This window comes from Cupriavidus sp. 05N40 (genome assembly GCF_056397305.1).
The window spans coordinates 1-18822 of sequence record NZ_JBFTND010000133.1; the positions used below are offsets into that span (position 1 = coordinate 1).

Here is an 18822-nt window from a genome sequence, read left to right on the forward strand (position 1 = left end):
CCCGCCGCCACGCGCTGTCCTGGCTGGACCGCCACCGTCACGATCGAGCCCGGCATGGGCGCGGCGATATGCAGCGGATTGCCGGGCTCGGCAACCGGACGGCTGCTGCGCACCACGCTCGCRTGCGTGGTACTACGCTGCTCGACCAGCGTTGTGCGCGATTGTCCGTTGAGCTCGAACTGGACCTTGATGACCCCCTCTTCGGCGTCAGGGTGCGTGCCTTGCAGCGAGACCAGCAGCGTCTTGCCGGCGGCGATGTCGATGCCSACTTCTTCCTGCGGCTGCAGGCCRTACAGRAAKGCCGGCGTCGGCACCACCGAMGTATCGCTGTAGCTGCGCACATGGGCGTGGTAGTCCGCGGCYTGCTTCGGATACATCAGGTACGAAGCCAGCTGGCGGTCGTCGAGCGCCTGCTCGCAGGCCGCTTCGCCKGCGGCGCGCGCWGCGTCGAGATCGACTGCCGGTATCTGGTCSCCCGGCCGGTAAGGCGCGGGCGGCTCGCCGCGCAGCACCTTGCGCGAGAGCCCGGCGGGGAAGCCGTCRGGCGGAAAGCCCAGTTCCCCCTTGAACAGCGAGACCACCGACTCGGGGAAGGCGATCTCCTTGGCCGGATCGCACACATCGGCGGCGCTCATATCGTTGGCCACCATCATCAAKGCCATGTCCCCCACCACCTTGGACGTCGGCGTCACCTTGACGATGTCGCCGAACATCTGGTTGACGTCGGCGTAGGCGCGCGACACCTCGGTCCAGCGATGCTCGATGCCGAGCGAGCGGGCCTGCTCGCGCAGGTTGGTGTACTGGCCGCCCGGCATCTCGTGACGGTACACGTCGGCGGTGCCTGCGCGGATCTCCGATTCGAACGGTGCGTAGTAGCGCCGCACCCCTTCCCAGTACATCGACGCTTCGTGCAGGCGTTCCAGGCTCAGGCCSGGATCGCGCTCGCTRCCSGCCAGCGCCGCRGCGATGCTCGACAGGTTSGGYTGCGAGGTCAGGCCGCTCATSGCRTCGAGCGCGCCGTCCACCGCATCGCAGCCGGCCTCGATCGCAGCCAGTGCGGAAGCGGCCGAGATGCCGCTGGTGTCGTGCGTATGGAAATGCACGGGCAGCCCGGTCTCTTCCTTGAGCGCCTTGACCAGCGCCGCTGCCGCCTGCGGACGGCAGATACCGGCCATGTCCTTGATGCCCAGCACATGCACGCCSGCCTGCTTCAGCTCGCGCGCGATGCCGACGTAGTACTTCAGGTCGTACTTGGATCGCTTCGGGTCGAACAGGTCGCCGGTATAGCAGATCGCGCCTTCGCACAGCGCGCCGCTYTCGCCGACGGCATCGATCGCCACGCGCATATTGCGCACCCAGTTCAACGAGTCGAACACGCGGAACACGTCCACGCCCGCGCTGGCGGCCTGGCGCACGAAGAAGCGCACCACGTTGTCCGCATARTTGGTGTAGCCGACGGCGTTCGAGCCGCGCAGCAGCATCTGGAACAGCACGTTGGGCACGCGCTCGCGCAACTGCTCGAGGCGCTGCCACGGGTCTTCCTTCAGGAAGCGCAACGCCACGTCGAAGGTGGCGCCGCCCCAGCACTCCAGCGAGAACAGCTGCGACAGCTCGCGCGCATAGAACGGCGCGATCGGCAGCATGTCCGCCGTGCGCATGCGCGTGGCGAACAGCGACTGGTGCGCGTCGCGCATGGTGGTGTCGGTGAGCAGCACCTGYTTCTGCTCGAGCATCCAGCGCGAGAACTTCTCCGCGCCGAGCTCGCGCAGGCGGTCGCGCGTGCCATACGGCAGCGGCTCGCCGGTATCGACAGCAGGCATCACCGGACCGGGCAACGGCARCGAGGGCAGCGTKCGGCCACTCATCTCCGGATGCCCGTTCACGCTGACCTCGCCCAGGTAGCGCAGCAGCTTGGTGGCGCGGTCCTGGCGCTTGGTGAACGCCARCAGTTCCGGCGTCTTGTCGATAAAGCGCGTGGTGACGTCACCCGAGCGGAACSCGGGRTAGTTGATGACGTTYTCGAGAAACTGCAGRTTGGACGCGACCCCGCGGATGCGGAACTCGCGCAGCGCGCGGTCCATGCGCCGGATCGCCTCGGGGGCGGTCGGCGCCCAGGTGGTGACCTTGACCAGCAGCGAATCGTAGTACGGCGTGATCACCGCGCCGCCATAGGCRGTGCCGGCATCGAGCCGCACGCCGAAGCCCGCCGCGCTGCGGTAGGCGGAGAGCCGGCCGTAGTCCGGCAGGAARCCGTTCTCGGGATCCTCGGTCGTGATCCGGCATTGCAGCGCATGCCCGTTCAGCGAAATCCCCGCCTGCTCCGGCACGCCCGCGGCGCGCACRACGATCTTGCCSTCGGCRTCGCGCGTGTTCTCGGTCACGCCGATATGGCCGCCCTCGGTGATGCGGATCTGCGCCTTGACGATATCGACCCCGGTGACCATYTCCGTGACCGTGTGCTCGACCTGGATGCGCGGATTGACTTCGATRAAGTAGAACTGGCCGGAGTCGGCATCCATCAGGAACTCGACCGTGCCCGCGTGCGTGTAGTTGACCGCGCGCATCAGCCGCATCGCCGCCTCGCACAGCGCGGCCCKGCCRGCGTCGTCGAGGTACGGCGCGGGGGCGCGCTCCACGACCTTCTGGTTGCGCCGCTGCACCGTGCAGTCGCGTTCGAACAGGTGCACCAGGTTGCCGTGGGTGTCGCCCAGCGCCTGCACTTCAACGTGGCGCGCGTTGCGCACCAGTTTCTCGACATAGACCTCGTCGTTGCCGAACGCGGCCAGCGCCTCGCGCCGGGCCGCGGCCAGCGAGCCTTCCAGGTCCTGCTCGCTTTCCAGGATGCGCATGCCACGCCCGCCCCCGCCCCAGCTCGCCTTGAGCATCAGCGGGTAGCCAACGCCCGCGGCCAGCCGCTTGCAGGCATCCAGGTCGTGCGGCAGCGGGTCGGTGGCCGGCATCACCGGCACGCCYGCCGCGATGGCCGCGTTGCGCGCCGCCACCTTGTTGCCGAGCTTGCGCATGACGTCGGGCGACGGCCCGATCCAGCGGATGCCGGCGTCGATCACCGCCTGCGCGAACTCCGGGTTCTCCGACAGGAAGCCATAGCCCGGATGGATGGCATCCACCTTCGCGTGCCGGGCAATGCGCAGGATGTCGTCAATGTCGAGGTAGGCCGCCAGCGGCTTCTTGCCTTCGCCGACCAGGTAGCTCTCATCGGCCTTGAAGCGATGGAGCGCGAGGCGGTCTTCCTTCGAATAGATCGCCACGGTCCGGATATTCATCTCGGCAGCCGCGCGCATCACGCGGATGGAGATCTCGGAACGGTTGGCAATCAGCAGGGATTTGATCGGGGTGTAGTCCATGGGGCATCAGGAAACTATGTTGCCGTGCACTACGCATGACAACGAAATGTCAGAGAGAAGCGCTTCATGTCAAGTCATCCACACGACTGGAGTCAACACTATGCAATAAATACGGCACCAGAAATAGGAGCACAGCCTGAGAACAAGCCCTTCCATCCACAGGAACTGGCCAACACGCATAAAACTGCATCCTATTGCTTTTTTCTTAACACAAGAATGCATATCTGCCGCGTGCATTTATTTTTTAAATACTGAATCCAGTTTTTAAATTGTGGCGACGGTTTTACTTCTTGCGCGCAGCGCAGGCCGGTCCAAGTCATTCACCGAAGTAACGATGCTGCGACTAATTACGTCACGCCGGATGCGGGATAGCCAATTCTCCACCTTGCTCAGCCAGGACGAATAGGTGGGCGTGAAGTGCATGTGTACGCATCGATGAGCCCGCAGGAGTCCTGGACGTGCGACGTCTTGTGGCTGCTCACGTTGTCACAGATCACGTGGATTTCCTGACCACCGTGCTGAGGGCCACAATATAGGTCAGAAACGCCACGAACTGCTCGCAGATGTGACGCGCCGCGGTCTTGCGCAGCACGTCTCCGGTGGCCGTATTCAACGCGGCAAAGTGGCTCAATGTGCCATTGCGCTTGTACTCTCCATGCCAATCGGCTGTCATTCGCGATTAGTTCGAGCAATATTGTCAATTAACCGGCCAGACTTCTATATAAAAGGCGGGATCCAACCGGATTCCGGAGTGACGAAATTACTTCGCTCTACGACCGCCTCAGTAATGTGGCAATGTCGATGCGCTCCGTCTGGGTGGCCCCCCGCAGGCGGACTACCCAGATGGGCATGCGGGCGCTTGCCCATGATCATGGTTATGCGAGGGCATTGCGGCGAGCGCCGTCCACTTTTTCGATCCCCGATTTCGTGATTCTCGGTGCCGTAATGGGATCGAAGCTGAAGGCGCCAAGATGTGCCCAGGCGGAATTGTATTGGACGGGCATGCGAGCTTCCTCGGTGCGGTCCAGTTGCAGTGCGGCGCGAAGTGGCCAATAGGGGTCCCGCAGCATTTCGCGCGCCATCATAACGATGTCCGCCTTTTTCTCCCGCAGGATCGCCTCGGCCTGCTCGGCCTTGTCGATCCAGCCGACTGCGGCGACCGGCATCGTTGCTCCTTCGCGAATCGCCGCAGCGCCGGGTACTTGGTAGCCCGGTCCGACCGGAATCGTCGGATGGGGCACGGCTCCGCCCGAGCTAACGTCAACCAGGTCCACACCCTCATCCTTGAGCCAGCGAGCAAGCTCAATCGTCTCTTCGACACTCCACCCGCCTTCTACCCAGTCGGTGTATGACAGCCGGAAGGCTAGCACCCGGTCGGCCGGCCAGACCCGGCGTATCGCGCGAGCCACCTCGAGAGTGATTCGACAGCGATTTTCGAGCGAACCGCCGTAGGCATCCGTCCGATGGTTCGATAGCACTGAATTGAAGGAATGCAGGAGGTAACCATGCGCGGCATGCACTTCGATCCACCGGTATCCCGCTTCCCCGGCGCGTTGCGCCGAAAGGGCAAACTCATCGACCACATGCTCAATCTCCTGGATCGTCAGTTCATGCGGTACGGTGTATCCGTGATCAAAGGCGAGCGGGCTGGCGCCGTCCGGCTCCCATCCACCTTCTTCGATCGTCAACGGCCTACCTTGCGTCTGTCCCGGGTCGGATTCCCAAGGCGGCACGCGCGACGCCTTCCGCCCGGCGTGCGCGAGTTGCACGCCGGCCACGGCTCCCTGGGCTTCGATGAATCGGACGAGATCTCGATGGCCAGCAATGTGATCGTCCTTCCAGAGGCCGAGATCGGATGGCGTGATACGCCCCTCGGGCACGATCGCGGTACCTTCGGTCATCACGAGCCCGGCGCCACCCACGGCGCGGGAGCCCAGGTGAACCAGGTGCCAGGCGTTGACATACCCGTCCACTGCACTGTATTGGCACATCGGGGACACCCCGATCCGGTTGCGCAGCGTCACGCCGCGCAGCGTCAATGAGTCGAATAGTCCGGACATTTCAAGGTTCCTTGTTGAGGATCTAGTTAGAAAGAATGGGATGGGAACATCAGCGCGGCAGGAAATACTGCACTTCGAACAGGATGCAGCCGCGCCGCGAAACGAAAGGGCCGTGCGGGGTACCGGGAGGCCGGCACGAGTATGTATGTAACGGCGGGACCGCGTTCGATGAGAGCCGCGGGGACTCGTCGAGCGCTTGGAGGTCTCCCGATATCAAGAACACCTCTTCCCAATACCCGTGCACCAGCGTGCCCTGCGTGACGGCACCAGGAGCGAACCGGACAAGCCGTGTCCGGGCGCCGCATTGGGCGGCCTCGTCCAGGTCGTCGGCCAGCACTCTCACCTCGAGCCCAGCCGGAAATCCATCCAACACACACCAGCCTTCATCTTGCGAAAGCGCCATCATCTCGATATGCGCACGCGGCATCTTCATGGGTGTAACTCCTCATCGTCCCGAGTGATATGGATTGGAATCCGGCGCGTGCAACGGAACCGTTACTGGCGATACCGCCGGCGAGGGGGGGTGTAGTCGCATCCGTAACGGCGAACGCTTCCGCAGCTACGCACTTCTGCATTCCATCCTGATACGCGGGCACGGACAAGTCAACGCACCACCACAGCACGTTCYGTACCTCGAAATCAATGGTGGTAACTATTTGAAATGCGGCGCACAGAGGCTCTATCGCTTAGTCAGATGGTGTTGACGACGTGCGCGTAATTGGCCAGACGCATCCAGTATCGCCAAGGTGTCCACCAGCAACGGGTTGGGCCACACCGCACGTGGGAGGCGGCCCCTTTTTGCGCGGGGAAAGCGTCGGCCCTCATGTGCCAGTGCACCATCGAGCGCCGGGATACGCGTCTGTCGAAGTACGGAACAAAGCGCGCCGACTTGTTGACGCTTGGAAATCCACAACGCAGCATGATTACTTGATTTACTGAGTTGACGACTATGATCCGTGATATCGAAACGATGAACGTCCTGCGCGACAACATCGCGCGCTTTGTCCGCGAGCGCCTCATCCCGAATGAGGAACGTGTCGCGGAAGCTGACGAAATTCCCGACGACATTGTTGCGGATCTGAAGGCAATGGGGCTGTTCGGGCTAACCATCCCGGAAGCCTATGGCGGCCTCGAGTTGACGATGGAAGAAGAAGTGCTGTCAATGTTCGAGTTGGGCTATGCCTCGCCGGCCTTTCGATCACTGCTCGGCACCACGGTCGGCATCGGCTCCCAAGGTATCCTGTTTGATGGCACCGACGAACAGAAGGCGCGCTACCTGCCTCGGCTGGCTACGGGCGAGATCATCGCATCGTTTGCCCTGACTGAACCCGAATCCGGCTCCGACGCGGCATCGCTGCGCACGATGGCGCGCAGGGAAGGCGACATGTACGTGGTAAATGGGACGAAGCGCTTCATTACCAATGCGCCGCATGCCGGTATCTTTACGCTGATGGCGCGCACCAATCCGGAAGAACGGGGTGCGGCCGGCATCTCGGCGTTCATCGTGGACGCGGGCACACCCGGCATCAGTTTCGGCAAGCGCGACAAAAAGATGGGGCAGAAGGGCGCGCATACGTGCGACGTCATCTTCGAGAACTGCCGCGTGCCGGCTGCCAACCTCATCGGTGGCATCGAGGGCAAGGGCTTCAAGACGGCCATGAAGGTTCTCGACAAGGGCCGCATTCATATCGCCGCGATCTGCGTGGCAGTCGCACAGCGCATGCTCGACGACACCTTGCGATACGCCATGGAGCGCAAGCAGTTCGGCCGAGCGATCTCCGATTTCCAGTTGATTCAGGCCATGCTTGCCGACAGCCGCGCCGAACTCTACGCCGCCCGCTGCATGGTGATCGATGCCGCCCGCCGCCGGGACAGCGGTGAGAACGTGAGCACCGAGGCGTCATGCGCCAAGCTGTTCGCCTCCGAAATGTGTGGACGCGTGGCCGACCGATGCGTGCAAATCCACGGCGGCGCCGGCTATGTCAGCGACTACGGCATCGAGCGCTTCTATCGCGACGTCCGGCTCTTCCGCATCTATGAGGGAACGACACAGATCCAGCAACTCGTGATCGCCCGCAACATGATTCGCGACGCCGCACATTGATTCCTCGACTCGCCCAACCTCTCCACCATGCATTGACGACGATGAAATTCCCTACCGAAGACAAGTACCAGGAAATCCGTGACGCCCTTCGAAGCCTGTGCGCCGACTATCCCGACGAGTATTGGCGCAAAATCGACGAGCAGCGCGGCTATCCGGAGACGTTCGTCGAGGCGCTGACCAAGGCCGGTTGGCTGTCCGCACTGATTCCCCAGGAGTATGGTGGCTCCGGTCTCGGCCTGACCGAAGCATCCGTGATTATGGAAGAGATCAATAGCAATGGCGGCAATTCCGGGTCCTGCCATGGTCAGATGTACAACATGAACACTCTCCTGCGCCATGGGTCCGAAGCGCAGAAGCGGAAGTACTTGCCACGTATTGCGTCGGGCGAACTGCGGCTGCAATCAATGGGCGTGACCGAGCCGACGACAGGCACCGACACCACGAAGATCAAGACCGTTGCCATCAAGAAGGGCGATCGCTACGTGATCAACGGACAGAAGGTCTGGATCTCGCGCGTGCAGCACTCCGAACTCATGATCCTACTCGCCCGCACGACGCCGGCGGATCAGGTCAAGCGTAAATCCGAAGGCCTCTCGATCTTCCTGGTGGACTTGCGCGACGCGATCGGCAGCGGACTGACCGTACGTCCGATTACCAACATGGTTAACCACGAAACAAACGAGCTGTTCTTCGACAACCTGGAAATTCCGGCGGAGAACCTGATCGGCGAGGAAGGTAAGGGATTTCGCTACATTCTCGACGGCCTCAACGCCGAACGCACGCTGATCGCGGCCGAGTGCATTGGCGACGGTTGGTGGTTCCTGAATCGCGCAGCGAAGTACGCCGGAGAGCGCATCGTCTTCGACCGGCCAATCGGACAGAATCAGGGTGTGCAATTCCCGATCGCCGAGAACTACATCGAAGTCAGCGCCGCTAACTTGATGCGCTTTCGCGCCTGTGAATTGTTCGATGCACACTCCGCTTGCGGAGCGGAGGCGAACATGGCCAAGTACCTGGCCGCGAAAGCCTCTTGGGAGGCGGCCAACGTTTGCCTGCAGACGTTCGGCGGCTTCGGTTTCGCCTGTGAATACGACGTCGAGCGCAAGTTCCGCGAGACGCGCCTGTACCAGGTCGCACCGATCTCGACCAATCTGATCCTTTCCTACGTTGCGGAGCATATACTCGGCCTGCCACGCTCCTTCTGATGGCAACACAAGCAGAGACAGCAGGCGCGGCTCGCGAGACGATGGAATATGATGTCGTCGTGGTCGGCGGCGGTCCGGCGGGCCTGTCAGCCGCTATAAGGCTCAAACAGCGCGCCCGGGAAGCAGGTACCGACATCGCCGTGTGCGTACTGGAGAAAGGCTCGGAGATCGGCGCCCATATCATCTCCGGAGCGGTCATGGACCCGCGTGCGCTGAACGAACTGCTGCCTGAGTGGAAGTCGATGGGTGCACCGCTCAACGTGCCAGTCAGCGAAGATCGGTTCCTGTTCCTCACTAAAAGGACGTCGGTGAGCGTGCCAGACTGGCTGCTGCCCCGCATATTGCGCAACGAGGGCAACTATGTCGTCAGCCTCGGCAACGTTGTTCGCTGGCTGGGAAAACAGGCCGAGGCGCTCGGTGTCGAGATCTTCGCTGGGTTTCCGGCGGCCGAGATCCTTTATCACGATGATGGCTCGGTCAAGGGCGTTGCCACCCGAGACCTGGGAGTCGGCCGTGATGGCAAGGCCCGCGAAAATTTCCAGCGCGGCGTGACGATTCATGCGAGATATACGCTGTTCTGCGAAGGCGCGCGCGGCCACTTGGGCCTCGAACTGACTTCTAAGTTCGGGCTTCGGGACAACGCCAGCCCACAGGTTCATGGGATCGGCATCAAGGAACTCTGGAACATCGATCCAGCGAAGCACCGGCCAGGACTCGTCATGCACACGGCCGGATGGCCGCTCGAGCGGGACACCTATGGCGGATCGTTCCTCTACCATGCAGAGGGCAACCAGGTTGCGGTCGGATTCATTGTGGGGCTGGGGTATGCAAATCCGTGGCTTTCGCCTTTCGAGGAGTTCCAGCGATACAAAACACATTCCGCTATCCGAACGTTGTTCGAAGGCGGGACGCGTGTGGCTTACGGAGCGCGTGCGATCGCCGCAGGTGGCCTGACCGCATTGCCGACGCTCGTATTTCCCGGCGGCGCCTTGGCTGGCGACGACGCCGGATTTCTCAACCCCGCACTCGTCAAGGGCAGCCATGCCGCGATCAAGACAGGAATGCTGGCGGCAGACGCAGCATTCGACGCCGTTTCGGCCGGTTATTCCTCCGATACGCTCAGCGCCTATCCCGCAGCATTCCGCGCGTCGTGGTTCTATGAAGAGTTGCATCGCGCCCGCAACTTCAGACAATGGATGAGCAAGGGGCTCTACCTAGGAGCACTGATGACGGGCATTGAGCAGAAACTCATGGGCGGTCGAGTACCTTGGACGCTTAGGCACCGACATGCCGATCACGAGACGCTCGACCTGGCCAAGCATCATCGGCCGATTGTCTATCCCCGGCCGGATGGCAAACTGACGTTCGATCGGTTTTCGTCCGTCCTCCTCTCAAACACCAATCATGCTGAGGATCAGCCGGAACATCTGGTGTTGCAGAGTAGCATGACGCCGGTCGCGTTGAATCTTCGCCATTACGCAGGTCCGGAATCACGCTATTGCCCGGCTGCGGTTTACGAATTCGCGCAATCGGGCGGAACAGGTTCGGTGGGCGCGACGCACAGACTGGTCGTCAGCGCGCAGAACTGCTTGCATTGCAAGAGCTGCGACATCAAGGATCCATCGCAAAACATTGTTTGGAGAACGCCTGAGGGTGGCGGCGGACCGAACTATTCAAACATGTGATGGTCCGGCTAGGCCCACCGCAAGGCTGTCGTTTTTTCGTAGTCCGGCATGCCTCGTAGCAGGCGAGCGCCTGGCACGTTCCAGCCCGCAAAGTACTCCTCGCGAGGATCGCAAACCGTCATATCGAATCCCAAGCTGACTGCACCCTGACAGAGGTATCGCGAAAGCTGGGCTGCCCCGATCACGATCAAGCGGCAGGCAGGGCCAAGCACGGTGGTCAGGGCCTCCGTCACATTCGATCCCCTCTTGAGGCGCACCGTCGAAGTACGTGGCACGACCCGTGGTCAGCTCTACTGTGCGCCGCGTTGTAATCCTCTGACCCAGGCGCTCGACGATCTGGTCAAGCGGGTCGGGATCCAGCATCAGTTAGTGTCTCTACGCCGARATGGTGCACTTGGTCGATCAGGTCGTCCTCAATGCATCCTCCGGATACGGAGCCTGCGACCATGCCGTCTTCCCGGATTGCCATTGCTCCCGGTGGCTGGGGCGATGAGCCCCAGGTACAGACAACTGTGACCAGCACCAGCTTCTGTCGTTCGCGCAGCCGCCGCCGGCAGGCACGCAGGATGTCGAGATCAACGGGTTCCGTGACTTGACACCTTCAGAGAGCGCGCGCCATCCGGCGTTGCGTCTACCGCTCGCTCGTGAGCTATCGCGCGAGCACCCATTTCGCCAACTCGGCAGCTTGTTCGCCACTGACGCCTGGATTGGCGGGCATCGGCATGCCGCCCCAGGTTCCTTTACTGCCCTGGCGATTGCTTGTCGCAACGGCGGCCAGGCCATCCGGCTTGTCCTTATAGCGCGCGGCAATTTCCGCGAAGGACGGGCCAACAAGTCTCTTGTCTGCTGCGTGGCACGCCATGCAGTTACTTTTCTGCGCCAACGCCGCGGAGTCCTGCGATTGCGCGCTAGGAAGCGCGACAAGTAACGTGATCGCGGTGACCAACTTGGGTATCGTGCTCATGATGCCTCCTGAATGATCTAGGGAATGGTTGCTCAAGTGTGTCGCAGGAGGGGAAGCACACGGTGCGCTTTGCGGCTTAACGCGAACAGTGCGTTAGCGACAGCGGGACCGGCACCGGGCACGCCTGGTTCTCCTGCGCCAGTCGGCGGGGCATCGGACTTGACGATGTGCACCTCGATACAAGGCATCTCGTGCAGGCGCAGAACATCGTAATCACCATAGTTGCCCTGCACTACGGTGCCTTTGTCAAGGGTGATCTCCGACTTGAGCGCCGCACCGAGGCCAAAACCGATACCGCCCTCCATCTGCGCTCGGACCTGGTCCGGGCTTACAACAATGCCGCAGTCAATTGCGCAAACGATACGATGGACCTTGAGGTTGCCGTTGTCGTTCGAGACCTCAGCGACCTGCGCGACGACGGTGCCGAATGTTTCGGTGATCGACAGCCCAAGCGCGCGCCCAGCGGGCAAGGTCTTGCCCCAATCTGCCTTTTCGGCAGCCAGCTTGAGCACCGCGGCTTGGCGTGGATGCTCGCCGAGCAGGTCGAGCCGATACTGCAGCGGGTCCTTGCCGGCGGCTGCGGCCACCTCGTCGAAGAAGCATTCCACAGCGTAGCCAGCATGATTCATACCGACGGAGCGCCAAAAGGTCACCGGCACGCCCAACTGCGGAGCGCTTACGTCGACGCGGCGATTCGGCACCGCGTACGGCATCGTCGCCGAACCCTCGACGGTTGTGGGATCGACGCCGTTTTTGATCCATACATCGAACGGAGTGCCCACGCATAGCGATTGCCCGATAATCGTGTCCCGCCAAGCAATCAGCTTGCCTTGCGCGTCAATGCCGGCCTTGAACTTGTGCAGGTAAATCGGCCGGTACTGGCCCGCGCGCATGTCGTTCTCGCGTGTCCACTGCACCTTGACTGGCGCCTTGAAGCCCATCGCCTTTGCCACGCTCACCGCCTCGAAGATCACGTCGGCATTGAATACAGCGCGGCGGCCGAAACTGCCTCCCGTTCGCATAACGTGCAGGATCACCTTCTCCGGCGGGACGCCAGCGAGTTCAGCAACCAGCGCCTGATAGGTATCCTGATACTGGTGCCCGCCCCRGACCTCGAGCGTGCCGTCTGCATTCATGCGAACAGCGGCATTCAATGGTTCGAGCGGAGCGTGCGCCAGGAAAGGAAATTCATAGGTCCCCTCGATGACCTTCGCCGCCTCACGGAATGCTAGATTCACGTCGCCCTTTTCTATCGCAACGGCATCTCCCCCCCGGGCGGCCAGCAGGCGGTACTGGGCAATGATCTCCTCGGAGCCGCGTTTCTCCGCTTTGCTATCGTCCCATTCTGCCTTGACCAAGTCGCGCGCCTTGAGTGCCGTCCACATATGATCGGCCACTACGGCGACGCCTCGCGGTGTCTCGATGGCGTCGACGAAGCCCTCCAATCGGCGTGCCGCGCTCGCATCGACACCGATAAGGCGCGCGCCAAACAGCGGCGGATGGATCATCACCGCGGTCAACATACCTGTAGCCTTCACGTCGATGACGAACTTCAGCTTGCCGTTGACCTTGGGCGGCGTGTCGAAGCGTGGTAGGGTCTCGTTCCCTATATAGACCCAATCTTTTCGTGCCTTCAGCGCAACCGTCGCCGGCGGTGGCAGCTTCGCCGCGGCAGCGGCCAGGCTGCCGTAGGTTGCGTGCTTCCCCGAGGTATGCGTCAGCACGCCCTTAGCTGCGCGGATCTCGGCGGCCGGCACGTGCCACGCTTGCGCTGCCGCAGCGACGAGCATCGCCCTGGCGGCGGCGCCAGCCTGGCGGTAGCGATCGAACGAAATGGATGTGCCGGTCGACCCGCCTGTGGCTTGCATGCCGAGCACTTTGTTGCTGTACAGCGCCGGGTTGCCGAAGCCACCGACAACGTCGATATCGGCCCAGTCGGCATCGAGCTCTTCCTGCACCAATGTGGCGATTCCGTGCCAAATTCCCTGACCGCTTTCGAACTGCGATGCGATCACGGTCACCTTGTTGTCGGCGTCGATCTTCACGTAACCCGCGAACGGGTTGCTCATCGCTTCTCCGGCCACCTTGGCCGCATCGGATCCCGATGAGCCAATCGCGGGCACGTTATGAAAGCCGACGACCAGCCCGCCCCCGACCGCCACGGCGCCGATAAGGAAGCGGCGGCGCGATGCGTTCTGCGGCTTGTGTTCGGAAAAGATCTTAGGAATATGCATACTAGGCCTCCAGTGCCTTCGCGGCCTCGTGCACCGCCGCGCGGATACGTTGGTATGTGGCGCAACGGCACAGGTTGCCGCTCAGCGCCGCGTCGATGTCGTCGTCCGTCGGGCGCTTGTTCACCGTCAGCAGCGCCGTTGCGGCCAGCACCTGGCCGGACTGGCAGTAGCCGCACTGCGGCACGTCCAAGCGGATCCACGTCTGCTGAACAGCCACGGCGACCTTGCCACTTGCTCCCTCGATCGTAGTGACGGCGCGGCCGGCAATATTGGCGATTGGGGTCTGACACGAACGGGCGGGCGAGCCATCCACGAGCACGGTACAAGCGCCGCACAACGCCATACCGCAACCGAACTTTGTACCTGTCAGGTCCAGGGATTCGCGCAGCGCCCAGAGCAGAGGCATCTCTGGGTCGCCGTCCATGTCTATTGGCTTGCCGTTCAAAGTGAAGTGAGTCATGGTCGCTCCTGGGCCGGGGAAAATTGAACGAATTTTGGGGGCCGACGCACGGTAAGATAAAGTAGCTCTAGCTGCGATCAGAATTCCGGGTAGGCGAAGAATCGACGAGTGGATGACATGGCGCCAATGGCGGCGACTACGGGACGTTCGATACCGCTGCGGGTCCCGGTCCTGGCCAGCTCGGCAACCTACTTTCACCTTCGAGAATTGCCGGAGAAAATATGCCTATGTGGCACCCGCCGGTTGTGTAGCCAGGCTTGCGGGGTCTTCGTACAGGCAATCATCGATTGCCTGTCAACGTAGTTCCCGTCGAGGGGTAGTAGGCGTTACGTCAGTCCTAAATCAGCGGGAGCTGCACCCATACTTTCAGCAAAGGGAGCTGTGGCATTCTACGAGGAGCAAGGGATTCACAACGCAGTCGTGGAGCATACTTGTGGTCCGGAAAGAGCAGACGAATCCCTTGGAAGACCGACGTAGCCTCGCGTTCGCGGCCAAGTAAGAATGGATGCTTGCGGGCGATCTAGTGACCCGAAAACCACCATTGATTCCGACGCAATCCTTGAAGCCGAATAGCGAGCGGTGATGCGTCTCGCCAAGTGACACATTGGTCTAATGCAACCCCGGCCTCAGCCTTTCTCGCTACGAGTCAAGCCTCGAGCTTGGGGATTGAAAAGGGGCGACGCGGTGAACAAGGCCAATGCCCAATCGAAGAAGACCCTCACTGTAGGCGCTAGGTGCCGGTTGCGGGCATACAGCATCGAAACGGGCACCCGGGGCGATGCATACCCAGCCAGCACCCGACGAAGGCGTCCTGCCTCGATATGTGGCAGCATCAGGAAATTCCCCGCACGAACGATGCCAAGCCCTTCGACGCCGCAGGCAATATAGCTTTCGGTGTCGTTCACAAATAAGTGGCCCGTGGGCTGGAAATGCTGGGGCTCTCCATCCACGACAAAATCCCACTCCATGGGGCGGCCGGTCTGGCTGAGCGTATAGCCGACAACCTCATGGTCACGCAACGAACTAAGGTCCATGGGTTCGCCGAAAGCGTCGAGATAGGTGGGCGATGCAGCAACAATCCATTCAAAGCTGCCGAGCCGCCTCCCAACCAGGGTGGACGAGTCCGCCAGGACACCGGTTCGAATCGCGCAATCGACTCCTTCGTGAACGATATCGACAGGGCGGTCTCCCAGCGCAAGCGTCAGTTCGATATCGGGGTAACGCCGCCGAAAGTCCCGCAGTGCCGGGATCAAGACCGCCCTGGCCAACGACGTGGGGGCGTCGACCTTGAGTTTGCCGGCTGGCTTGCCAGCTACGCCGGGGAAGCCGGCCTCGGCGCTGTCGATAGCGTCAATGATCCGTCTGCAATGCTCGTAGTATGTGGCGCCATCGGAGGTCACGCTCAGCCTTCGCGTGGTGCGCTGAAGCAGTCGGACACCCAGGTGAGCCTCGAGATTCTTTACGATACTGGTTACTGTCGATGCAGGCAGCCCCAACGTCTCGGCAGCTTTAGTGAAGCTATTCGTTTCAACGATGCGTCGAAACACTTGCATTGCTTGCAGACGGTCCATGGAGAGCCCATATTGGTAGCCAGCGGCCAAGCCTCGGGCGACCGGCCGGCATATTTGCGGATGAACAGTTTCTCAGGGCGACCGCTCCGACAGTCGCTTTTCCGGCCATGCCACTATGCTCTGGTGCGCAACCACGGAGGCAGAATTATGACACTTATCGACGCGGGCTGAGATCCAAAAAGGCGGTTCCACGCGGGCGCTCGTAGTGAATCCTGTGTCCGTTGAAGGTCAAGGTAGAGAATCGGAGCAGAAGCACCGGGTCGGGCCCCATTTTGCGAGGCCATTCCTCGATCGCGCTCGCAACGAGCGGCGCCGGTGACGCATTTGAGAGGCCTCTTCCCGATGTCTTGCGCTTCGGCTAACCGAAGGCCTTGGGGCGCGCAGTACTCTCCACGGCAACGAAAGCCAGTGACCCCGTCCCTCCCGTTTCGGCGCCCACGTCCAGTATGGTGGACTTCTTCGATACAACCTCACTACGCGGAGGGACCGCAATCGTCCACCGGCCCACATGCAGCGCTGAAGCGGCACCGGCGGCAGAATGTACAGCCGGTACCAACGAGGGGCCAGTGGATCGCCGGGAACCTGTACTCGCTCCTCACGGTCGCGGGTCGCGGAGAGCGCCTTGACGGGGAACGCAATTATTTCGTCTTGGGACTCGGTTGACTTACCAACCCACTCCTTTCAGCGTGACGGTGTCCATGAGCGTCCCCTAGTCTGTTTCCAAGGTCCCCACTCTGTACGGGGGTAGGCCACTTCCATCTGGGAAAGTTCGGAATAGCCGTTCGCTCACACAGAATGCTGGGTTTCGGCAGTTATCCGAACGGTGCGTTCAGAAGAATCAAATTTACGCCATTTGGGATTGTGACGAAGATTTGGAAACAGAACAGGATTTAGAGGTTTCCATGCGTATCCAAATTCGTTGCCGTTCCCGGGTGTCCCTCCGTAGACTCGTGCCAGCCTTCCCTCTAAGGATTTCACCGGCTCACGGTGACCACAGCCTAACGAGACGCGGCTTTGAGCGCCCCCTAAAGACCGGCCATGCCATCGAAGTCCCGGCCTTCGAATCCATTGACCTGCACCTTGCAGGCAACGCGTTCTCTGCGACCAATTGCAGCCTGGAACTCAGCGGCAAGGCGCACAGTGAAGTCGGCCTCCTTATCACTCAAGGAATGCTAGGGGACTCGCCTGGGGCGCCATGGTTACGGGACATGATATCTGGAACTGTATTCCACGACCCGACGCGGAATTGGACAGCCGAAGTGGTTGCGCAGGCCCTCAATACAACTCCCCAGCGCATTCGAAGCGCCCTTTTCACCAGAGGCATGGCTTTCACCCAGATATGCAGGACGCAGCGCTTGATGCGTGCGCTGTTCGAGTCGATGCAATTCAACTTATCTATCGCCGAACTGAAAGACCGCATCGGCTGGGCGGGTCCACACGACCTTGAGTCGTCCTTCTACGACTGGTTTGGCGTTTCATTGCAGACAGTCTCCCGCCTGCGGGAGGACGGGCTGTAGTTGTATGTCGATGGCTTATGGAGGACCCGAAGTAATGCCAGAAGAATTTTAGGCAGCAGCATCAGCGTGCCGCAGCCCTTTTCAAACTGGAACGTCCTACTGCAACTCAATCKGCAGCTGGCCAGCGCGAACCTGAGCGCCTGGTTGCACGAGAATCTCCTTCACCGTCCCACCGACTTCGGTCACGACGCTTGTCTCCATCTTCATCGCCTCAATTGCCCCTACGGTTTCACCCTTGGCGACAACCTACCCGACCCTGACGCTGACAGTTATCACGGCGCCTTGCATCGGCGTGCCAACAAGCATTGGATTGCCCGCGGTGGCCATCCTTGCCCCCGCGACAAGCTTGGCACCCAGGCTTGGCTGGGACGTCAGCCCGCTCATGGAGTCCGTGGAGCTGTCGACTGCATCCACCCCACCTCCACGGCCGCCAGCACCGACGGTGCAGCCACGCCGCTCGTATCGTGAGTGTGGAAGTGAGTAGGAATACCCAACTTGCTCGGTGTCGCCGAGAATCTGGACCTCCACATGCTTCGCTCTCACGATGAACTTCTCGAGGTACACCTCGTCGTTGCCGAAGGCCGCCTTTGCTTCACGCCGGGCCGCGGTGATAGCGTCGGCCAGTTCCACTTCCTGCCGAATCGCCCGCATGCCGCGGCCGCCTCCGCCCCAGCTAGCCTTAAGCATCAGTGGATAGCCGATGCCCGCCGCCAGCTTCGTGGCCTCCTCAATGTCATCCGGCAGAGAATCAGCGCTACGAAGGAAAACGGCGCCAGCGCAGCATCGCCGGCCTCCAACGCCCAGTCGCCAACGCCGGGCTTCCAAGTCAATCCCATGGGAATCGCCCCGTGACAGTTGCCGTTTGAAGTCTTCGTGAGAGCAAACTCGTGTTCTCTGTGACGTTGCGTCATCGAATCGCCAACGTGACAAAGCCCGCTTCCACTATCGCCACTCAAGCGACCGAAAGATAGCTCTTGCGTAGCGCTTCGTCGCGCATCAGATCGTCGCTGGATCCCTGCCACGCTACCCGGCCTTTTTCCATGATGTAGTGCCGATCAACGACTCGGCAGATCGCATCGACGTCCTTATCGACGACGATCATCGACATCCCTTCTTTCTTGAGGCGCCGAAGGATTGTCCAAATCTCCTCGCGGATGAGCGGCGCCAGCCCCTCCGTCGCTTCGTCGAGAATCAACAAGGCGGGATTGGTCAGCAGTGCCCTCCCGATCGCGAGCATTTGCTGTTCGCCACCAGAAAGGAGGTTGCCAGGATTTGACATCCTTTCGCGCAGTCGCGGGAAGAAGGCGAGAACGCGATCGAGCGTCCAGGCACCCGGACGACGGCCGTGGCGGGCCGCCACCAGCAGGTTTTCCCGGACGTTGAGGTTGGGGAAGATGCGCCGCCCCTCCGGTACGATGCCGATGCCGTGCTGCGCAATGCGATGGGGCGCCAGGGCGTCGATACGAGCACCACGGAACGTGATCTGGCCCCCGCTTGGGGGGCAGATGCCGAGCACAGCGTTGATTAGGGTGGTACGCCCCATGCCATTACGCCCGAGCAGGCCTACAGCCTCGCCTTCCTGAACGACGAGTGACGCATCGAACAGCACTGGGACATCCCCATACCCGGCACAAACATTCTGCAGAGCAAGCAGCAT

Annotated in this window: 13 protein-coding genes and 3 pseudogenes; 4 read left to right on the plus strand and 12 right to left on the minus strand. The window is 61.5% G+C overall.

Annotated features, from left to right (window positions below; genetic code table 11):
- From AC1DO7_RS26710 to AC1DO7_RS26725, 4 genes and pseudogenes are all read right to left on the minus strand, one after another.
- A partial coding sequence (locus AC1DO7_RS26710) for a pyruvate carboxylase (RefSeq protein WP_477116749.1) occupies positions 1-3365 on the minus strand: 3365 nt, incomplete at its 3' end.
- A 264-nt stretch (positions 3366-3629) separates the two neighbouring features.
- A pseudogene (locus AC1DO7_RS26715) lies at positions 3630-4032 on the minus strand (transposase); the annotation flags it as partial.
- Positions 4033-4240: 208 nt separating this feature from the next.
- Entirely contained in the window at positions 4241-5425 is a 1185-nt protein-coding gene (locus tag AC1DO7_RS26720; protein WP_441622644.1) for an NADH:flavin oxidoreductase/NADH oxidase, read from the minus strand.
- A 49-nt stretch (positions 5426-5474) separates the two neighbouring features.
- Positions 5475-5858, minus strand: coding sequence for a cupin domain-containing protein (locus tag AC1DO7_RS26725; protein WP_441622642.1), 384 nt, complete (start codon positions 5856-5858; stop codon positions 5475-5477).
- A gap of 516 nt (positions 5859-6374) precedes the next feature.
- On the opposite strand from AC1DO7_RS26725, the gene AC1DO7_RS26730 reads away from it, so the two are divergent.
- From AC1DO7_RS26730 to AC1DO7_RS26740, 3 genes are read left to right on the plus strand one after another with little or no spacing between them, the layout of a single operon-like run.
- Complete coding sequence (locus AC1DO7_RS26730; protein WP_441622640.1) at positions 6375-7529, plus strand: acyl-CoA dehydrogenase family protein; 1155 nt, start codon at positions 6375-6377, stop codon at positions 7527-7529.
- Between the two features lie 41 nt (positions 7530-7570).
- On the plus strand, positions 7571-8734 hold the full coding sequence (locus AC1DO7_RS26735) for an acyl-CoA dehydrogenase family protein (protein WP_441622638.1): 1164 nt from the start codon (positions 7571-7573) through the stop codon (positions 8732-8734).
- Positions 8734-10419 carry an electron transfer flavoprotein-ubiquinone oxidoreductase gene (locus AC1DO7_RS26740; RefSeq protein ID WP_441622636.1) on the plus strand — a complete coding sequence of 562 codons (1686 nt, stop codon included), beginning with the start codon at positions 8734-8736 and terminating at the stop codon, positions 10417-10419. The genes AC1DO7_RS26735 and AC1DO7_RS26740 overlap by 1 nt, the downstream gene beginning before the upstream one ends.
- 340 nt (positions 10420-10759) lie before the next feature.
- Here AC1DO7_RS26740 and AC1DO7_RS26745 read toward each other — a convergent pair whose 3' ends face one another.
- From AC1DO7_RS26745 to AC1DO7_RS26765, 5 genes are all read right to left on the minus strand, one after another.
- On the minus strand, positions 10760-10987 hold the full coding sequence (locus AC1DO7_RS26745; protein WP_477116753.1) for an XdhC family protein: 228 nt from the start codon (positions 10985-10987) through the stop codon (positions 10760-10762).
- 81 nt (positions 10988-11068) lie between these two features.
- Positions 11069-11383: a c-type cytochrome gene (locus AC1DO7_RS26750; protein ID WP_441622634.1), complete on the minus strand. Its 315-nt coding sequence runs from the start codon at positions 11381-11383 to the stop codon at positions 11069-11071.
- A 32-nt stretch (positions 11384-11415) separates the two neighbouring features.
- A complete protein-coding gene (locus AC1DO7_RS26755) occupies positions 11416-13617 on the minus strand; it encodes a xanthine dehydrogenase family protein molybdopterin-binding subunit (protein WP_477116750.1) in 2202 nt (733 codons plus the stop codon).
- A 1-nt stretch (position 13618) separates the two neighbouring features.
- Positions 13619-14077, minus strand: coding sequence for a (2Fe-2S)-binding protein (locus AC1DO7_RS26760; RefSeq protein WP_441622631.1), 459 nt, complete (start codon positions 14075-14077; stop codon positions 13619-13621).
- Between the two features lie 626 nt (positions 14078-14703).
- On the minus strand, positions 14704-15648 hold the full coding sequence (locus AC1DO7_RS26765; protein WP_441622629.1) for a LysR family transcriptional regulator: 945 nt from the start codon (positions 15646-15648) through the stop codon (positions 14704-14706).
- Between the two features lie 1322 nt (positions 15649-16970).
- On the opposite strand from AC1DO7_RS26765, the gene AC1DO7_RS26770 reads away from it, so the two are divergent.
- The gene (locus tag AC1DO7_RS26770) at positions 16971-17165 is read left to right on the plus strand and encodes a hypothetical protein (protein ID WP_441622627.1); all 195 of its coding nucleotides are present in this window, start codon (positions 16971-16973) and stop codon (positions 17163-17165) included.
- 96 nt (positions 17166-17261) lie between these two features.
- On the opposite strand, the pseudogene AC1DO7_RS26775 reads toward AC1DO7_RS26770, so the two are convergent.
- The 3 genes and pseudogenes from AC1DO7_RS26775 to AC1DO7_RS26785 form a co-directional block, all read right to left on the minus strand.
- Positions 17262-17396: pseudogene (locus AC1DO7_RS26775) on the minus strand (biotin/lipoyl-containing protein); the annotation flags it as partial.
- Positions 17397-17666: 270 nt separating this feature from the next.
- Positions 17667-17942 (minus strand): annotated as a pseudogene (locus tag AC1DO7_RS26780) (ATP-binding protein); the annotation flags it as partial.
- A 175-nt stretch (positions 17943-18117) separates the two neighbouring features.
- A complete protein-coding gene (locus AC1DO7_RS26785; protein ID WP_441622625.1) occupies positions 18118-18822 on the minus strand; it encodes an ABC transporter ATP-binding protein in 705 nt (234 codons plus the stop codon).